This is a genomic window from Cobetia sp. 4B, from assembly GCF_018831605.1.
Lineage (GTDB): Bacteria > Pseudomonadota > Gammaproteobacteria > Pseudomonadales > Halomonadaceae > Cobetia > Cobetia amphilecti.
In genome coordinates, this window is the sequence record NZ_CP059843.1 from 4,162,087 (window position 1) to 4,178,891 (window position 16,805).

A 16,805-nucleotide genomic window follows, 5' to 3' on the forward strand; every position below is an offset into this window, starting at 1 on the left:
TGCCTCTAAGCATCATCAAGCGGTGAGGAGCGTTGCTCGATCACCTGTTCCGTAAGGAGTGCGACGTATTCTAGCGAATCGCCCGGGATTGTCAATCGATGAATTCGAAGCGGGCTTCAAAAACATCAAGCAAAACAATCACCTGCAAACCTCTTTCACCGCTGGTAACGCCATGCGTCCCCGGCAGCGGATGCGTACTTTACGCACGAACCGCCGTGAGGGCAAGGGCTTTTTCAAGAGATTGTCATCAGGGTGTCATGCATCTCGAACACCTCCCATCACCTTGGTGCCGAGGCTCTATCGACCAGACCGAGAATCGATTGATAGCTGAGTCCGGAGTGCTCACTCAGCCCTATCTCGCAGGTGCGCGAGTTGGAAACCCCGTAGTCGCAATCGGCCACTACCTCCTTCAGTCCCTTCAATGCCGAGGCATTGAGCTCCGGTGTACTGAAGCCCTTGTCGCCGGCGAAGCCGCAGCAGGTGATCTCTTCCGGCACGACGACTTCACTGGCGCACTGCCGCGCCAGCGCCACGAACTGCTCTGCCAGCCCCATGCGGACACTGGAGCAGGTGACATGCACCGCGACTCTCGCCTTGAGCGGTGTGATCGAGAGATAGGGCAATAGATAGTCGAGTACCAGCTGCACCGGCTCGACCAGAGTCAGCGACACCTCGAGATGCTCGCGCGCATAGGCCTGAGCCTGTGCCAGGCACGGGCTGGTATCACAGAAGATCGGCAGCCGTCCGCCGTCACTCGCCTCCACCAGCGCCATTGCCAGCTCGGCGGCCTTGGCATCTCCCGCCTCGAACTGCCCCTTGGACTGGAAGGCCATGCCACAGCACAGCGCCTCCACCCCTCTCGGCAGCACGACCTCGAAGCCGGCCTTGTCCATCAAGGCCAGCGCCATTTCCGTGACACTGCGCGGATCGCGATCATCCGCGGCGACCCCGAAGACACGCGTGGCGCAGGACGGGAAGTAGACGACATGCCCATTGGGCGCTGCACTGCGCCCCAGTGGCTGTGCGAGATGCTTGAGATAATCACGCGGAGCGGCGGCCGGCATACTGGGAGTCCATTGCTGCACCCTGTCGCCGGACACCTTGCGAGCAGCCTGGGTCAGGCGGCGCATGTTGCGCGTGCCGACGGCGCCATGCAGCCCATCCGCCAGCCTGAGCACGCCACGCATGCCACTGGTGACACGTGTGAAGTGCTCACCGGCCCAATGCGCCACCTTCACCTTGCCTGGATGATCGGCACCGGCGTTCTCCTCATGACGCAGCCCCCGGATCAGATCACCGGTATTGATACCGACCGGACACTGGGTCGCACACAGGCCATCGCCCGCACAGGTCTCCATGCCCTGATAGGCGTATTCCTTCCTGAGCACTGCCAGCTGGTCGCGCTGTGCATCATCCGGTGCCTCGAGCGCAGCCAGGCGTGCGATCTCCCGTCGGATGACGATGCGCTGGCGCGGCGTCAGGCTCAGGTTCTTCGATGGGCAGACCGATTCACAGAAGCCGCACTCGATGCAGCGATCCACCAGCGGGTCCGCCGCCGGCAATGGCTTGAGATTTTCCAGATGCAGACGAGGATTGCGCGTCAGGATCACTTCCGGGTTGAGCAGGTTGTCCGGATCAAAGGCCTCCTTGATACGCCACATCAGGGCATAGGCATCCTTGCCCCACTCAAGCTCTACATAAGGCGCCATGTTGCGACCGGTGCCATGCTCGGCCTTGAGCGAGCCACCATATTCCTGCCCCACCAACTGCGCGACGTCATCCATCAGCGCCTGATAGCGCGCCACCTCACCTTCGCGCTCGAAGCCCTGCGGGAAGACAAAGTGAAGATTGCCCTCCAGCGCGTGGCCAAACAGGATCGCCTGAGAGTAACCATGCCGCTGGAAGACCTCCGTCAGCGAACCGACGCCTTCCGCCAGCCGCTCGATGGGGAAGGCGACATCCTCGATGATCACGGTGGTCCCCAGGTCACGCACTGCGCCGACCGCCGGAAACAGCCCCTTACGGATCTTCCAGTACAGCGCATAACGCTGCGCATCCTGAGTGAAGGCCCACGACTCGCAGGTCTCGATGCTTTCCAGCACGCGGGCAACCTCGGCCATGCGCGCCTCCAGCTCCTGATGATGCGCGCCCCGCACATCCACCAGCAGCGCGACCGCCTCTTCCGGCAGGGTGCGCAACACGTCCGGCATGCCCGGTGCATCCTCGACAGAGCGCAGCGCCGCGCGATCCATCAGCTCCACCGCCGCGACCGGCGCCGTCTTCAGCAGCATGGTGGCGCGACAGGCCGCATCAATGTTCGGGTAGTACACCAGCGCCGCCGCCTTGTGCGGCTCCTCGATCACGGTGCGGTAGGTAATGGAGGCGATGAAGCCCAGCGTGCCTTCCGAACCGATCATCAGATGCTTGAGGATCTCGAGACCATCGGCATAGTCGACCAGCGCATTGAGGCTATAGCCGGTGGTGTTCTTGAGCCGGTACTTGTGGCGGATGCGCTCGGCCAGCTCAGGGTCGGCGCGCACACTGGCCGCCATGCGTTCCAGCTCCGCCAGCAGACCACCATGACTGGCGCGAAAGGCCTGCACGCTCTCCGGCGACGCCGTATCCAGGCAGGCGCCATCGGCGAGAATGACGCGCAGGTCCTCGACGGTGCGATAACTGTTGTGTGCCGTGCCGCAGCACATGCCGGACGCATTGTTGGCCGCGATACCGCCGATCATGCAGCTGTTGATCGAAGCCGGGTCCGGGCCGATCTTGCGTCCGAAGGGGGCCAGCAGCTGATTGGCACGCGCCCCGATCACCCCCGGCTGCAGGCAGATGCGACTGCCCTGCTCCAGCACCTGCGCCCCTCGCCACTCACCACCCAGCTGGATGAGCACCGAATCCGTCAGCGCCTGACCGGACAGCGACGTCCCTGCCGCACGGAAGGTCACCGGCAACTTGCGCGCCCGGCACTCGCGCAACACATGCCCCAGCTCCTGCTCGTCATGCACCCGCACCACCAGCTGCGGCACCAGCCGATAGAAGCTGGCATCCGTGCCGTAGGCCAGGGTGCGCAGCGGATCATGGATCAGGCGCTCACCGGGAATGTGCTGCGCCAACGCCTCGCGCAGAGCGTCATAGGCAGCGGCACGCGCCTGGGGAGAGGCATGCCCGCCCATGGCAGGGTGAGCAGTGGAGTCAGGGGCAGCAGCGGCGGTCATGGCCAGTCTCTTTATCAGTCAGTCAGGATGTCTTTCAGGGTATCAGTCAGCACAGATCACGCTTACGGCAGCAGCGGATCACTCAGACCCACCAGGTGGAACGCCAGCATGCCCAGCACGCCGGAGGCCAATAGATAGTAGGCGGTCGGAATCGCCGTCATGCGCAGGGTACGACCCTCACGCCCCAGCAGACCGACGGTCGCCGAGGCCGCCACGACGTTATGGATGGCGATCATGTTGCCGGCCGCAGCCCCGACCGCCTGCAGCGCCACCATCAGCGCTCCCGACAGCCCGAGCTGGGCGGCGACGTTGAACTGGAACTGGGACAGCATCATGTTGGAGACCGTATTGGAGCCGGCGATGAAGGCGCCCAGCGCGCCGATGCCCGAGGCGAACAACGGGTAGGCCTGACCGAGGCTGTCTGCCACCACGTCCGCCATCACCACCGGCATGGACGCCAGGTCGTTCAGGTTGACGCCGGAGTTGATCAGGATGCGCACCATCGGAATGGTGAACACCAGCACGAAGCCGGCGCCGACCAGCGTGCGCCAGGATTCGCTGGCCGCCGCCACCAGCTGGCGAGAGGCCATGCGATGCAGCAGCAGCGTGATCAGGGCCACGAAGACCATGATGCCGCCAGGCAGATAGAGCGGCTGTATCGCGCCGGAGATGCCGCTGGCACCCAGCAGGTCAGTGGCACTGAATTGCACGCTGACCAGCCAGCCCTTGAAGTCACTCGATACGCGTGAGGCGACCAGCAGCAGCGCGATCAGCCCATAGGGCAACCACGCCAGCCACAGAGGCAGCGGCTTTCTGCCCGCCGCGGCGGCCTCGACATCATCACGCTCCAGCGTCAGGTCACCCAGCCAATGCTTGGGCCACTCGGTCTCGGGCGGAAAATCCCAGCTGTCCTTCGGCAGTAGAAAGCCGGCACGCGCCGCTGGCACCACGAGGATCAAGCCGACCAGAGCGCCGATCAGTGACGGGAATTCCGGGCCGAGGAAGATACCCGCCGCCACGTAGGGCAGCGTGAAGCACAGGCCGGCGAACAGCGCGAACGGCGCAATCGACAGCCCCTCGCTCCAGCTTTTCTTCGCGCCGAAGAAGCGCGTCATCATCACGGTCATGAACAGCGGCATCAGCAGGCCGACGATGCCATGCACGATGGCGACCTCCGAGGTGATCAGCTGCATGAAGGCCTCCCAGCTGGAATGGTTCGCCAGCAGCTGCTCACCGAGATTGGCCTTGTCGAGGCCCGCATTCACGCCGATCACGATCGGCGTGCCCACCGCCCCGAATGATACCGGCGTCGACTGGATCATCATGCCCACCATCACCGCCCCCAGCGCCGGGAAGCCGATGGCGACCAGCAACGGTGCCGCGATGGCCGCAGGCGTCCCGAAGCCGGAAGCCCCCTCGATGAAGCTGCCGAACAGCCAGGCGATGATGATGGCCTGTACGCGACGGTCGGGACTGACGGTGGTGAAGGCGCCACGGATCACCGCGATCGCCCCGGAATGCTTGAGCGTATTGAGCAGGAAGATGGCGCCGAAGATGATCCACAGCACCGAGACGGTCACCATCAGCCCCTGCAGCGTGGAGGCCAGAATGCGCGTCAGCGACATCTGCCACACGAAATAGCCGATGGCAGCGGTGACGAGAAAGACCAATGGCATGGCGCGACGCGCGGGCCATTGCAGACCGACGAGCAGGATGCCCGCCAGCAGGATAGGGGTGAAGGCCAGCAAGGCCAGCAGTGGCTCGGACATGACGGAAACTCCGCAGGCGAATTGTTGTGATTGTTGTCTGGCACGGCAGTAAAGGACTCGGGGGTTGGCGCACCCTTGGGTCAGGCCTTCCGATAAATTGGTCATACCAATTTACCTTGCTGTGCTTCGGCATAATCTAGGCGTCGCCTTGAAAGGGGTCAAACATCATGTGGTACAAGGCATCTAGACATTGGTCAAAGCAGCCTCATTGCGTAAAATTGGTCTTACCAATTACTGAGAACGCCAACCTCCCACGCGAGGCGTGGTTATCACACATATTGGTAAGACCAATGTCGGCTGTGGCGTGGAATGCCCACGGGCCACACTGATCATCGGCAGCGCCGCAAGCGCCCCTCTCTTGCATGCCGCGCACCGGCATTCCAGCGTTCGGCGCCGCCTTTCACCTTTGCCGCAAGGACACTTCCATGCGTTACGCCCCCGTCCGCCAACCCCGTATCGCCGATGTACTCACCGAGCGCCTCGAAAGCATGATCATCGAAGGCAGCCTGAAACCCGGCGAGCGCCTGCCGCCGGAGCGCACCCTGGCCGAGCAGTTCGAGGTCTCGCGCCCCTCCGTGCGGGAGGCCATCCAGAAGCTGGCCGCGCGCGGACTGCTGACTTCACGCCAGGGCGGCGGCACCTACGTCTCTGAAGAGCTGGCGCGCGCCTGGTCGGACCCGCTCAGCGCGCTGCTGGGTCGCCACGGCGAGTTCAACCTCGACCTGCTGGAATTTCGCGATGCGCTGGAGGGCATCAGCGCCTACTACGCCGCCATGCGCTCCACACCTGCCGACAAGGCAATGCTGCGCCAGCGCTTCGAGGACCTGGAGAAGAGCTTCGAGGGACGTGACCCGGAGCGCGAGGCCGGCGCCGATGCCGCCTTCCACCTCGCCATCGCCGAGGCCGCGCACAACGTGGTGCTGCTGCACTCGATGCGCAGCCTGTTCCAGTTGCTGGAGAAGAGCATCGTGGCCAACCTGCGCCACCTGTTCGAGAAGCCGGAATCACGCCCGCGCCTGATCCAGCAGCACCGCAGCCTGTTCGAGGCGATCATGGAAGGCCGCGCCGAAGATGCGCGCAACGCCGCCCATGAGCATCTGGTATTCGTCGAGGATTCGCTGCTGGAACTGGAACGCGCCGAGACTCGTGCCCAGCGCGCCTTGCGCCGTGCCCAGGCGGCGCCGGATGGCTCATGACGCTCAGTCATGATGCTCTGGGGGAGTATGAAGATCCGGATATGCAGTGCTTGAGATGAGGGCCTGAACATGAAGGCTTGCCGATGAAGGACACGCGCCTGCCCCAGCTGTGGCGTCTCGTACTGGCGGTCGTGCTACCGCTGGGGCTGATGCTGTGCGTGTGGCAGGCGGTCTCGATGGCGCGCAGCCAGGGTCTGGAGCGCCTGGGGCATGAGGCAGACAACGAACTGCGTCTGACCGCCGCCAGTCTGCGTGGCCAGCTGAATCGCCACGCCTATCTGCCCAGACTGGTGGCAGAGAATGACCAGCTGCGCGACTTTCTGGATCACCCAGAAGACCCCAGCGCGGAAGTGGCGCTCAATCAGCGCCTGGACCGCATGCGTGAGCTGGCCGGCATCTCGGACCTCTATCTGGTCGATGACACCGGCACGACCATCGCCGCCAGCAACTGGCGCTCCGCCAACACCTTCATCGGCCAGAACTACCGCTTCCGCCCCTACTGGCAAGACGCCATCAACGGCGGCGAGGGGCGCTTCTACGGGCTGGGCACCAGCTCCGGTGAGCGCGGTTACTTCTTCAGCGCTGCCGTCACCAGCCCCCAGGGACGACGTGGCGTGGCCGTGGTCAAGGTGCAGATAGAGGCGCTGGAGGCGGCGTGGCTCGACCAGAATGCCGACATCATGGTCACTGATCCGCATGGCGTGATCTTCATCGCCAGCCAGGCGCAACGGGTACTGCGCACGCTGGAGCCACTCAGCGAGGAGACACGCAACCGGCTGCTCGACACCCAGCGCTATGCCAATCAGCGCCTGCGCCCGCTGCGCCTGCATCATCGCGAGGCGCTGCCGGAGCTGTTGGGCCCGCCCTTTGAGTCGCGCCGCGACACGACCTCCATCGAGCTGTTGCAGCTGACACCGGGCGACCTCTGGCAGCACGCCTGGTTGAGCCTGTCCCAGCCACTGCCGGACATCGGCTGGCGCCTGCATGTACTCAAGCCACTGGCACCGCTGCGCAGCGGTATCTGGCAAGCGGCCGGGCTCGCGGCCGGTGGCTATGCCTTGCTGTGTCTGCTAGCAGGGCTGGGCTGGCAGCGACTGCGCATCCTGCGTGAGCGGCGCCTGTTCGCCGAGCGCGAGCGCCAGAATCTCGCCAGCAGCCAGCAACGGGTGCGCGGCATCATCGACCGCACTCAGGCTGGCCTGTGCATCCTCGATGAGCGGGTGCGGCTGGTGTATCTCAATCCGACGGCCATTGCGCTGTTCGGCTCGCCCTTGAGTGCCGATGCCTCACCGGGCGACTCACTCCGCCAGCCCAGCGCCCGCGAAGGGCGTGATCTGCGCGAGCTTTTCCTGCCGGCCGAGCGCCACCTGCTGGACCGCCTGACCCAGGCCCGCTCCGTCGGGCCGCTGGAAGTGCATGGCCTGCGCGAGGGTGTCGCGGTACCACTGGAGCTTTCCTGCTCGCCGCTGCCCAGTCCCAACGGTCCGCGCTGGCTGGTCACGGTCTTCGATGTCAGCGAACGCCGTGCCCAGGCCGAACAGCTCGCCCAGGCACGCGATGCCTTCGAGCAACGGGTGGTCGAGCGCACCCGCGACCTCGCCGCCAGCAACACGCGCCTGAGTGCCGAAGTCGAGGAGCGCACCCGCGCCGAACGCGAGCTGCGCGAGACGCGTGATGAATTGATCCAGACCGCCAAGCTCGCGGTACTGGGGGAACTGGCCGCCGGCATCAATCACGAGCTCAATCAGCCATTGGCCGCCATCCGCGCCTATGCCGAGAACGCCAGCGCCTTCCTCGCCCGCGCCCAGACCTCCCAGGTCGAGAGCAATCTGCGCCAGATCACCGAGCTGACCCAGCGCATGGGCGAGATCAGCGCACAGTTGCGTCAGTTCTCACGCAAGAGCGGTGACCGTCTGGAGGCCATCGATCTCACCACCAGCCTCGACTACGCCCTGCGTCTGCTGCATGCACGCTGCGAGGCACTCGGCGTGGCCCTCATTCGCGAAGCGAGTCCAAAGCTGGCGCGGGTGCGCGCCGAGCCGGTACGTCTGGAGCAGGTGTTGGTCAACCTGATCGGCAATGCACTGGATGCGCTTGCCGACATGCCCCCGGAGCGCACGGAGCCCCCCAGCATCCAGCTCAACCTGCATGAGCAAGCGGGCAGCGCAGGCAGTCAGGTCGTGCTGGAAGTCCACGACAACGGCCCCGGCCTCGAGCCATCGCAACTGGTACGCGTGTTCGAACCCTTCTATACCCAGCGCGCCGACGGCCAGGGACTCGGGCTGGGGTTATCGATCAGCGCGCGTATCGTCGCCGACCTCGGCGGCACCCTCGAGGCGCATCCCTCGCCGCTGGGCGGCGCACTGTTCCGGCTGACGCTGCCGGCACTCTCGATGCACTCACTGGCGATGCCCTCACAGCCGTCGATGCTCTCACAAACCCCGATGCCACCCACCGCCAACCATTCACAGGAGCCGTCATGAGCGACGTCACGAATACCGACATGCAGGTGCTGGTGGTGGATGACGAACCGCACCTGCGCGACAGCCTGAGCCAGAGCCTGATGCTGGCCGATTACCGCACTCACCCGCTGGCCAGTGCCGAGCAGGCACTGGCGATCCTGCGCGCCGAAGCGCCCTTCGAGGGCGTGGTGATCACGGACATTCGCATGCCGGGAATGGATGGCCTGAGCCTGCTGCACGCGGCGCATGCCGTGGATGACGAGCTGCCGGTGATCGTGATGACGGGGCATGGCGACATCGACACCGCCGTCGCGGCCATGCAGGCCGGCGCCTGGGATTTCATCGAGAAGCCCTTCGATCGCGAGCGCATGCTCGATGGCGTGCGGCGTGCGGTGGCCGCTCGCCGGCTGGCGCTGGAGAACCGCTCGCTGCGCGAACAGCTGGATACCCAGCGCAACAGCGCCGGCCCCAGGCTGGTGGGCAGCAGTGACATCATGCAGCGCCTGGATGCTCAGGTGTCACGCCTGGCGGCGGTCGATGCCGACACCCTGCTGTATGGCGAGACCGGCGCCGGCAAGGACCGTGTCGCCCGCTGCCTGCACGAGCGCAGCGCCCGCGCCAGCAAGCCCTTCGTGGCGCTCAACTGTGGTGGCATGCCGGAGACATTGATCGAGTCGGAACTGTTCGGCCATGAGAAAGGTGCCTTCACCGGTGCCAGCGAGCGCCGCATCGGCAAGCTGGAACACGCCGACGGCGGCACCCTGTTTCTCGATGAGATCGAATCGATGCCGATGTCATTGCAGATAAAACTGTTGCGGGTGCTGCAGGAGCGCAGCATCGAGCGGCTCGGCAGCAATACGCCACGCCCCATCGATATCCGCGTCATCGCCGCCACCAAGCGCGATCTGCGCGAAGCGGCCAGCGCCGGCGAGTTTCGCGAAGACCTCTACTACCGCCTGAACGTGGTCACGCTGTATCTGCCACCACTGCGCGAGCATGCCGAGGATATCCTGCAGCTGTTCCGGCACTTCGCGATTCTGGCCAGCGAACGCACCAGCCTGGAAGTCCCGCCGCTGGACGCCACCACCCTGCAGGCGCTGCTGGCGCATGACTGGCCGGGCAACGTGCGTGAACTGAGAAACTGTGCGGAGCGCCATGTGCTGCTGGGCGGACTGGAGGGCAACATCGGCGACAGCATGGCGGAAGGGCGACCGCTCACCGCGGGCACGAGTGGCCCGGCCGTGAACAGCACGGAAGCCGCAAGAGAGGCGGACAGAGAAGGCATCACCGCCGGCACAGGCGAGCGGCATGCATCAGGCGCACCGAGGGAATCAGGCGAACTGGGGGAACTGGAGCACAACGTGAAGGCAGCCACGCAGGCGCAATCGCTGCCGCAGCGCATGGAGGCGTTCGAGGCCGCGCTGATTCGCGAAGCCCTGGCGGCCAGCAAAGGTCAGGTGGTGATGGCCTGCGAACGGCTGGGCCTGCCGCGCAAGACGCTCTACGACAAGCTCAAGAAGCACGGCCTGAGCGCCGAGCCCTATCGTGCCTGATGCATCACAACCAAGGCATCACAACAGCAACTGAGATTCGCGCCGGCCTTCAGCCAGACGGCATCAGACGCCGGCCATCAACCGCGACAGGCCTGCGCCGAACACGGACAGCGGCCCCTGCAGGTGCATGATGTCCACCAGTACCGACAATGGTGGCAGCCAGGGCGTCATGGCGGCGATCACCGCCACCATCGCCAGCGAGTTGCCCGGCTCACGATAATCGAACAGCTTGAAGGCGGTGCCGAAGCTGCGCTTCAGGCGTGCGCCGACCATGTCGACGCTGTACATCTCATCGAGCAGCAGGTGGATCATGGCGCCGAACAACAGGGCCGCGCCCTGCCACCAGGCCTGCTCTTCACTCTGGCCCAGGACATGCAGGCTGGCGGCCGTCACGCCCAGCGAGCACAGCAGTGACGCCAGCAGCGAGTGCCAGATACCGCGATGGACGGTGAAGCGCTTGAAGATGGCGCTGGCCACATAGCGCACGCCCAGATAGGTGGCGCCGCCTGCCATCATCAGCGGCCCCGCCAGCAGGCGGTCCTGCAGCAACAGCACGCAGGCCATGGTCGCCAGTACCGCAAACAGCGTGAACAGGATACGGATGGCACGCGAGTTGTCGGAGTCGATATCCGGCAGGATACCGCCGAAGGTGGTCAGGCTCGCCAGCGGAACCCCCTCCGCCAGCGACCACAGGCCGCCCTGCCAGCCCGCCGCCGCGACGATGCCGCCGGCAAAGGCCGCTACGGTGATATGGGTACGAAAATTGGCCATGAAATACGGGTCGCGAGCCCTCGACGATGTCACTGGACCAGACGCCACACGCTGGCACTGGATATACGTCCAGATTATGACGCAAGCATTTCATGAAAAACAATGGCTTGTCCTGGTTTGTGCGCGCCACTGCCACATCTGCCTTCTAAAGCTCGTGGAAAAACCGATCCTGGCTTATGGAAAATCCGCCCCTGGCTTGCGGCAAATCCGGCCCTGAAACGAGCACTCCCCCGCCGGCCTGAGCCAACGGGGGAGTGATCATTGCTGCGTCTGCCGCTCTGTGCGAGGGAGATTCAGTCGACGTAGTCTTCGGCCAGATGCTGATCCTTCAGCTTGACGTAGTTCACCGCCGAATAGGTGAAGAACTCACGCTCACTGTCCTTGATCGGGCGCAGTGCCTTGGCCGGGTTGCCGGCATACACATGCCCGCCCTCGAGACGCTTGCCCGGCGGCACCAGCGCACCCGCCGCGATGATGACTTCATCTTCCACCACCACGCCGTCCATCACGATGGCGCCCATGCCGACCAGCACGCGGTCGTGAATGGTGCAGCCATGCAACACGGCCTTGTGGCCGATGGTGACGTCATCGCCGATTTCCAGCGGATAGCCGCCCGGATTGAAATCACTGGCGTGGGTGATATGCAGTACCGCGCCATCCTGCACGCTGGTGCGCGCGCCGATGCGGATACGGTGCATGTCGCCGCGAATCACCGCCAGCGGCCATACCGAGCTGTCATCCCCGAGGGCGACATCACCCAGCACCACACTGGCCGGATCGACGAAAACCCGCTCGCCCAGTCGCGGCGTCAGGCCCTTGAAGGATCTAATGCTCATGCCTTACCTCCTGAATTAGGCAACCAGCCTACTGCGCCAAACACCGGGATGCCAATAGCGCAACGGCCTGACTCGCGTTGCGATGTTTTCGACACCCCGTCCCGACGCCCCGCTTGCAGGCTCGCCATGCCCCGCGCACTGCGCCGCGCCGTGCGCTGCCTCAACGCCAGATTCACGCATCGATGGCGCAAGCGCGCTTACTTGAAGAAGCTCCAGCCCAGCACGACGACAACCAGCGGAATCGAGATCCAGCGCAGTACCCAACGCCAGGTGCGGAAGAAGCCACGCGAGGTGCCGAGGCCTGCCAGCGCACGATTCTGCGGCATCACCCAGGCCGCGAAGATGGCGATCAGCAGCCCGCCGATCGGCAGGAAGAAGTCCGGCGGAATCGTCGTCACCGCATCGAAGACATTCATCTCGCCCAGCACGTGCACGTCCTTGAGGCTCGAGAAGGACAGCACCGACAACAGCCCCATCGCCCACACCGAGACACCGACCACCAGTGCCGCGTGGCGACGCTTGAGACCCCAGCCCTCCAGCACCTCGACGATGGGCTCGGCGATGTTGATCGAGCTGGTCCAGGTCGCCAGCAGCAACAGCAGGAAGAACAGCGCCAGCAGCACGCTGCCGCCCGGCAGATTGGCGAAGGCGATCGGCAGGCTGACGAACATCAGGCCGGGGCCGGAGGCCGGGTCCATGCCCTGGCTGAAGACCGCCGCGAAGATGGCGATACCCGCCAGCAGCGCCACACCGATATCCAGCGCCGCCACGGCGATCGCGGCCGTCGGCAGGCTCTGGCGCTCCGGCATGTAGGCGCCGTAGGCCATCAGGGCACAGGCACCGACCGCCAGAGTGAAGAAGGCATGCCCCATGGCATTGAGCATCACGTCCAGCGTGATGGCACTCGGATTGGGCATGAACAGCCAGCTCAGCGCGGGGCCGAAGCCGGGCGTGCTGATGCTGTAACCGGCCAGCGCCAGCAACAGCACGTAGAGCAGCGGCATCATCAGGTTGTTGAGGCGCTCGAGCCCGGAAGAGATACCGGCGGCCACCACGCTCATCGTCATCAGCATGAAGACGGTGTGGTTGAAGGTCATCGTGACCGGGTCTTCCAGGAAGGCACCGAAGGAGGCGCCGATCTCCGGCGGGCTCATGCCGCTGAAGTCACCCTTCAGCGAATCGACCAGATACTCGATCGACCAGCCCGACACCACCGAATAGAACGACAGGATGAAGAACATGGTGATGGCGCCGAACAGCCCCAGCCAGCGCCAGTGCGGGGTGCGTCCACCGCTGACGGCCAGATGGGCCAGCGCCTGCATCGGTCCGCGACGTCCGGCACGCCCGATCATGATCTCGGCCATCATCACCGGCAGGCCCAGCAACAGCACGAAACCGATATACAGCAGCAGAAACGCGGAACCGCCGTTCTCGCCGGTCATGTAGGGGAAGCGCCAGATGTTGCCCAGCCCTACGGCGGCGCCGGTCACGGCCAGAATGAAGGCTCGGCGACTGCCCCAGCGTTCGGTGGTTTCGCTCATGTCTGCTCTCGTGGTCTCGGTACGGGGGAAGGATACGGGCCCCACTCAGGGGCCAAGGCCAGCAAGATAGCAGCCGTACCGGCCTCGGCCAATGCGACATGCGCGTGGCAGCGCCCGCCTATCGAGGCGATAGATTGAATAACACGCTCCGAGGCCTCACATTCTAGGTATCCCCGCAGTCACGGTGATGCTGTTTCCCGATGTGCCAAGGCACCTCCTTCTTCACCGCATCCCGCGACTGCCCACCTGAATCGTGCGCGAGGTACCCCATGTCGATCAATCCCCTGCTGGAACGCAACACCCTGCCCCCCTTCGACACCCTCAAGGCCGAGCACGTCGAGGACGCGATCAGCGAGCTGCTGGAGCACAACCAGCAGGAGATCGAGCGCCTGATCGAGGCCACCCGCGATGACACGCGCTGGGACAACTTCGCCGCGCCGCTGGAAGCGCTGGGTGACCGCCTGAGCCAGGCCTGGTCGCCGGTCTCGCACCTCAACTCGACCATGAACTCGCCCAAGCTGCGTGAGGCCTATCAGGCCTGTCTCGCCAAGCTGTCGGCCTACTCCACCTGGGTGGGTCAGAACAGCGACCTGGCCGCGGCCTATCAGCGCCTCGCGGACAGCGATGAGTTCGCAAGCCTCGATGAAGCCCAGCAGAAGTCGATCACCAACAGCCTGCGCGACTTCCGTCTCGCCGGTGTCGACCTGCCGCAAGACAAGAAGCAGCGCTACGGCGAGATCCAGGCGCGCCTGTCCGAGCTCTCCAACACCTTCTCCAACCATGTGCTGGATGCCACCCAGGCCTGGCACAAGGATGTCGGCGAAGAGGCGCTGGCGGGCGTACCGGAAAGCGGCCTTGAAGCGCTCAAGGCCAATGCCGAAGCCAAGGGCCTGGAAGGCTATCGCATCACCCTGGACTTCCCGAGCTTCTTCCCGGTGCTCAGCTATGCCGACAACCGCGAGCTGCGCGAGGAGGTCTACACCGCCTTCGTCACGCGCGCCTCGGAGAAGGGCCCCAACGCCGGTGAATTCGACAACGGCCCGGTGATCGAGGAGATTCTGGCCCTGCGCCAGGAGCTGGCCGCGCTGATCGGCTTCGACGACTACGCCTCACTGTCGCTGGCGACCAAGATGGCCGACTCGCCGGCGCAGGTCATCGCCTTCCTGGATGACCTCGCCACCCGCGCCGTGCCGCAGGCGCGTGAAGAGTTCAACGAGCTGGCGGCCTACGCCACCGAGAGCCTCGGTATCGACGACCTGCAGCCGTGGGATGTCGGCTACGCCAGCGAGAAGCTGCGCGAGTCGCGCTACGCGATCAATCAGGAGCAGCTGCGTCCCTACTTCCCGGCGCCGCAGGCCATCGACGGGCTGTTCGAGGTCGTCAACCGTCTCTACGGCATCACCTTCAAGCAGCGCGAAGTGCCGGTCTGGCATGAGGACGTCAGCTACTACGAGGTGATCGAGAATGACACCCCGATCGCCGGCTTCTATCTCGATCTCTACGCGCGTGAAGGCAAGCGAGGCGGCGCCTGGATGGATGAGTGCCGCGTCCGTCGTCGCCGCGAGGATGGCAGCCTGCAGTTGCCGGTCGCCTACCTGACCTGCAACTTCACCCGCCCAGTGGGCGATCGCCCGGCACTGCTGACCCACGATGAAGTGGTCACGCTGTTCCACGAGTTCGGTCACGGCCTGCATCACATGCTGACCCGTCAGGAAGTCGCCGAAGTCTCCGGCATCAATGGCGTGGCCTGGGACGCCGTCGAGCTGCCCAGCCAGTTCATGGAGAACTTCTGCTACGAGCGTGAAGGGCTGGATCTGATCGCACGTCACGTCGACACCGGCGAGCGCCTGCCCGATGACATGCTCGAGCGCCTGCAGGCAGCCCGCAACTTCCAGGCGGCGATGACCATGGTCCGCCAGCTGGAGTTCTCGCTGTTCGACTTCCGCCTGCATCATGAGCTCGACAAGCCGTCGGCCAGCGATGTCCAGGCACTGCTCGACGAGGTGCGCAGCAAGGTCGCCGTGGTGCCGGCGGTCGAGTTCAACCGCTTCCAGAATGGCTTCAGCCATATCTTCGCCGGCGGGTACGCCGCGGGTTACTACAGCTACAAGTGGGCCGAGGTGCTGTCGGCAGACGCCTTCAGCGCCTTCGAGGAAAGCGCGGTCTTCGATACCGCTACCGGCCAACGCTTCCGTGACGAGGTACTGGCACGCGGTGGCTCGCGTGACGCCGCCGAGCTGTTCCGCGCCTTCCGTGGCCGTGACCCGCAGGTCGATGCCCTGCTGCGTCACTCCGGCATCGGTGCCCAGGCGGCCTGATCTCGCCCCATCTCGTGATGGCGAGAGCCTGACCACGAGCTGCTGACCATGCGCCCCTGACCTTTACCGGTCGGGGGCGTATCATATGGCGCATCATCCGCCCGAGGCGGGATTGCCAGACCTACCCTGACCCTGACTGGAGGCACCATGTCTACCATCAAGCGCTTCATCGCCGGTGCCGTCTGCCCGCGCTGCGGAGCAATGGACCGCCTGCGCACCTGGGAGCAGAACGAGACCCGCTACCGTGACTGCGTGTCCTGCGACTTCTTCGAACAGCAAGCCATCGAGGAACCGCCGACCCTCGCCGAGATTTCCACGCGCGTGAGCGACCCCCGCGAGACGCCGGCGAGCGATGAGGTTCAGCCGGTGCGCATTCTGGACCCCGGCAAGCTGCACTGACATCTGCTGTAGCGCTGCGACATGAAAAAGCCCCGCCAATTGGCGGGGCTTTTTCATGTCATCTCGGCAGGATGATCAATTGATCACAGATCATTTATCACAGGTCAGTCAACCACACCGCAGGCGACTCGCGAGCCGCCACCGCCCAGCTTGGGCGTATCGGTGTAGTTGTCACCGCCGGAGTGGATCATCAGCGCATGGCCGCTGAGATCGCTTTCCTTGAGGCGCGGTGCCAGCACCGGCAGCGAGATCTTGCCATCGGCATCGACGCTCAGCGCCGGAAGGTCACCGAGGTGGCCATCACCGTAGGGGCCCTGGTGGGTACCGGTCTCTTCTGGATCGAAGTGGCTACCTGCCGCGGCGGCGGCGACGGTCTCGCCATCCTTCTCGGCCGGTTCGCAGCTGGCATTGGCATGCAGGTGGAAGCCGTGGATACCGCTCTCGAGCCCCTCGATCTTCGGCGTCAGCAGCAGACCATCATCGGTATCCTCGGCCATGACACTGCCGACGGACTCGCCGACGCCATCACTGCTGACGCGATGCATTTCCACCTCGGTGGCGGCCTGGGCGACGCCGCCGAACAACCAGGCGCCGAGCGCCACCGTCGCGGCGGTCTTGAGGGGCTTTCTGGACGAGGTCGTAAAGGATGCCGTGTGCTGTGTCTCGTGATTCATGAGCAATCTCTCCATCACTGAGGCCGGCGTCACTGCCGACGCCTTGAGTGGCTTGCGGGCCGCTG

General features: G+C 64.8%; 11 protein-coding genes. 5 read left to right on the forward strand and 6 right to left on the reverse strand.

What is annotated here, in order from left to right; translation table 11 throughout:
* Nucleotides 1-278: 278 nt before the first annotated feature.
* On the reverse strand, nt 279-3,221 hold the full coding sequence (locus tag H2O77_RS17135) for an FAD-binding and (Fe-S)-binding domain-containing protein (protein ID WP_240548650.1): 2,943 nt from the start codon (nt 3,219-3,221) through the stop codon (nt 279-281).
* 62 nt (nt 3,222-3,283) lie between these two features.
* Nucleotides 3,284-4,990, reverse strand: coding sequence for an L-lactate permease (locus H2O77_RS17140; protein WP_215823604.1), 1,707 nt, complete (start codon nt 4,988-4,990; stop codon nt 3,284-3,286).
* 425 nt (nt 4,991-5,415) lie between these two features.
* Here H2O77_RS17140 and H2O77_RS17145 point away from each other — a divergent pair, with 425 nt between their 5' ends.
* The 3 genes from H2O77_RS17145 (at nt 5,416) to H2O77_RS17155 (ending at nt 10,201) form a co-directional block, all read left to right on the forward strand.
* On the forward strand, nt 5,416-6,186 hold the full coding sequence (locus H2O77_RS17145; protein ID WP_054556318.1) for an FCD domain-containing protein: 771 nt from the start codon (nt 5,416-5,418) through the stop codon (nt 6,184-6,186).
* Between the two features lie 83 nt (nt 6,187-6,269).
* Entirely contained in the window at nt 6,270-8,669 is a 2,400-nt protein-coding gene (locus H2O77_RS17150; RefSeq protein WP_215823605.1) for an ATP-binding protein, read from the forward strand.
* A complete protein-coding gene (locus H2O77_RS17155; protein ID WP_240548651.1) occupies nt 8,666-10,201 on the forward strand; it encodes a sigma-54 dependent transcriptional regulator in 1,536 nt (511 codons plus the stop codon). The genes H2O77_RS17150 and H2O77_RS17155 overlap by 4 nt, the downstream gene beginning before the upstream one ends.
* A 63-nt stretch (nt 10,202-10,264) precedes the next feature.
* On the opposite strand, the gene H2O77_RS17165 is transcribed toward H2O77_RS17155, so the two are convergent.
* The 3 genes from H2O77_RS17165 to H2O77_RS17175 form a co-directional block, all read right to left on the reverse strand.
* Nucleotides 10,265-10,972: a metal-dependent hydrolase gene (locus H2O77_RS17165; RefSeq protein WP_052384803.1), complete on the reverse strand. Its 708-nt coding sequence runs from the start codon at nt 10,970-10,972 to the stop codon at nt 10,265-10,267.
* A 293-nt stretch (nt 10,973-11,265) separates the two neighbouring features.
* Entirely contained in the window at nt 11,266-11,808 is a 543-nt protein-coding gene (locus H2O77_RS17170; protein WP_043335714.1) for a gamma carbonic anhydrase family protein, read from the reverse strand.
* A gap of 197 nt (nt 11,809-12,005) precedes the next feature.
* Nucleotides 12,006-13,349 (reverse strand): sodium-dependent transporter, encoded by a 1,344-nt coding sequence (locus H2O77_RS17175; RefSeq protein WP_054556322.1) that lies wholly within the window; start codon nt 13,347-13,349, stop codon nt 12,006-12,008.
* Between the two features lie 269 nt (nt 13,350-13,618).
* On the opposite strand from H2O77_RS17175, the gene prlC reads away from it, so the two are divergent.
* Together prlC and H2O77_RS17185 are read left to right on the forward strand one after the other, a co-directional pair.
* A complete protein-coding gene (gene prlC, locus H2O77_RS17180) occupies nt 13,619-15,667 on the forward strand; it encodes an oligopeptidase A (RefSeq protein WP_215823606.1) in 2,049 nt (682 codons plus the stop codon).
* A 147-nt stretch (nt 15,668-15,814) separates the two neighbouring features.
* Nucleotides 15,815-16,066: a YheV family putative zinc ribbon protein gene (locus H2O77_RS17185; RefSeq protein WP_043335719.1), complete on the forward strand. Its 252-nt coding sequence runs from the start codon at nt 15,815-15,817 to the stop codon at nt 16,064-16,066.
* A 104-nt stretch (nt 16,067-16,170) separates the two neighbouring features.
* On the opposite strand, the gene sodC is transcribed toward H2O77_RS17185, so the two are convergent.
* On the reverse strand, nt 16,171-16,740 hold the full coding sequence (gene sodC / locus H2O77_RS17190; RefSeq protein WP_107335816.1) for a superoxide dismutase family protein: 570 nt from the start codon (nt 16,738-16,740) through the stop codon (nt 16,171-16,173).
* Nucleotides 16,741-16,805: the final 65 nt, after the last annotated feature.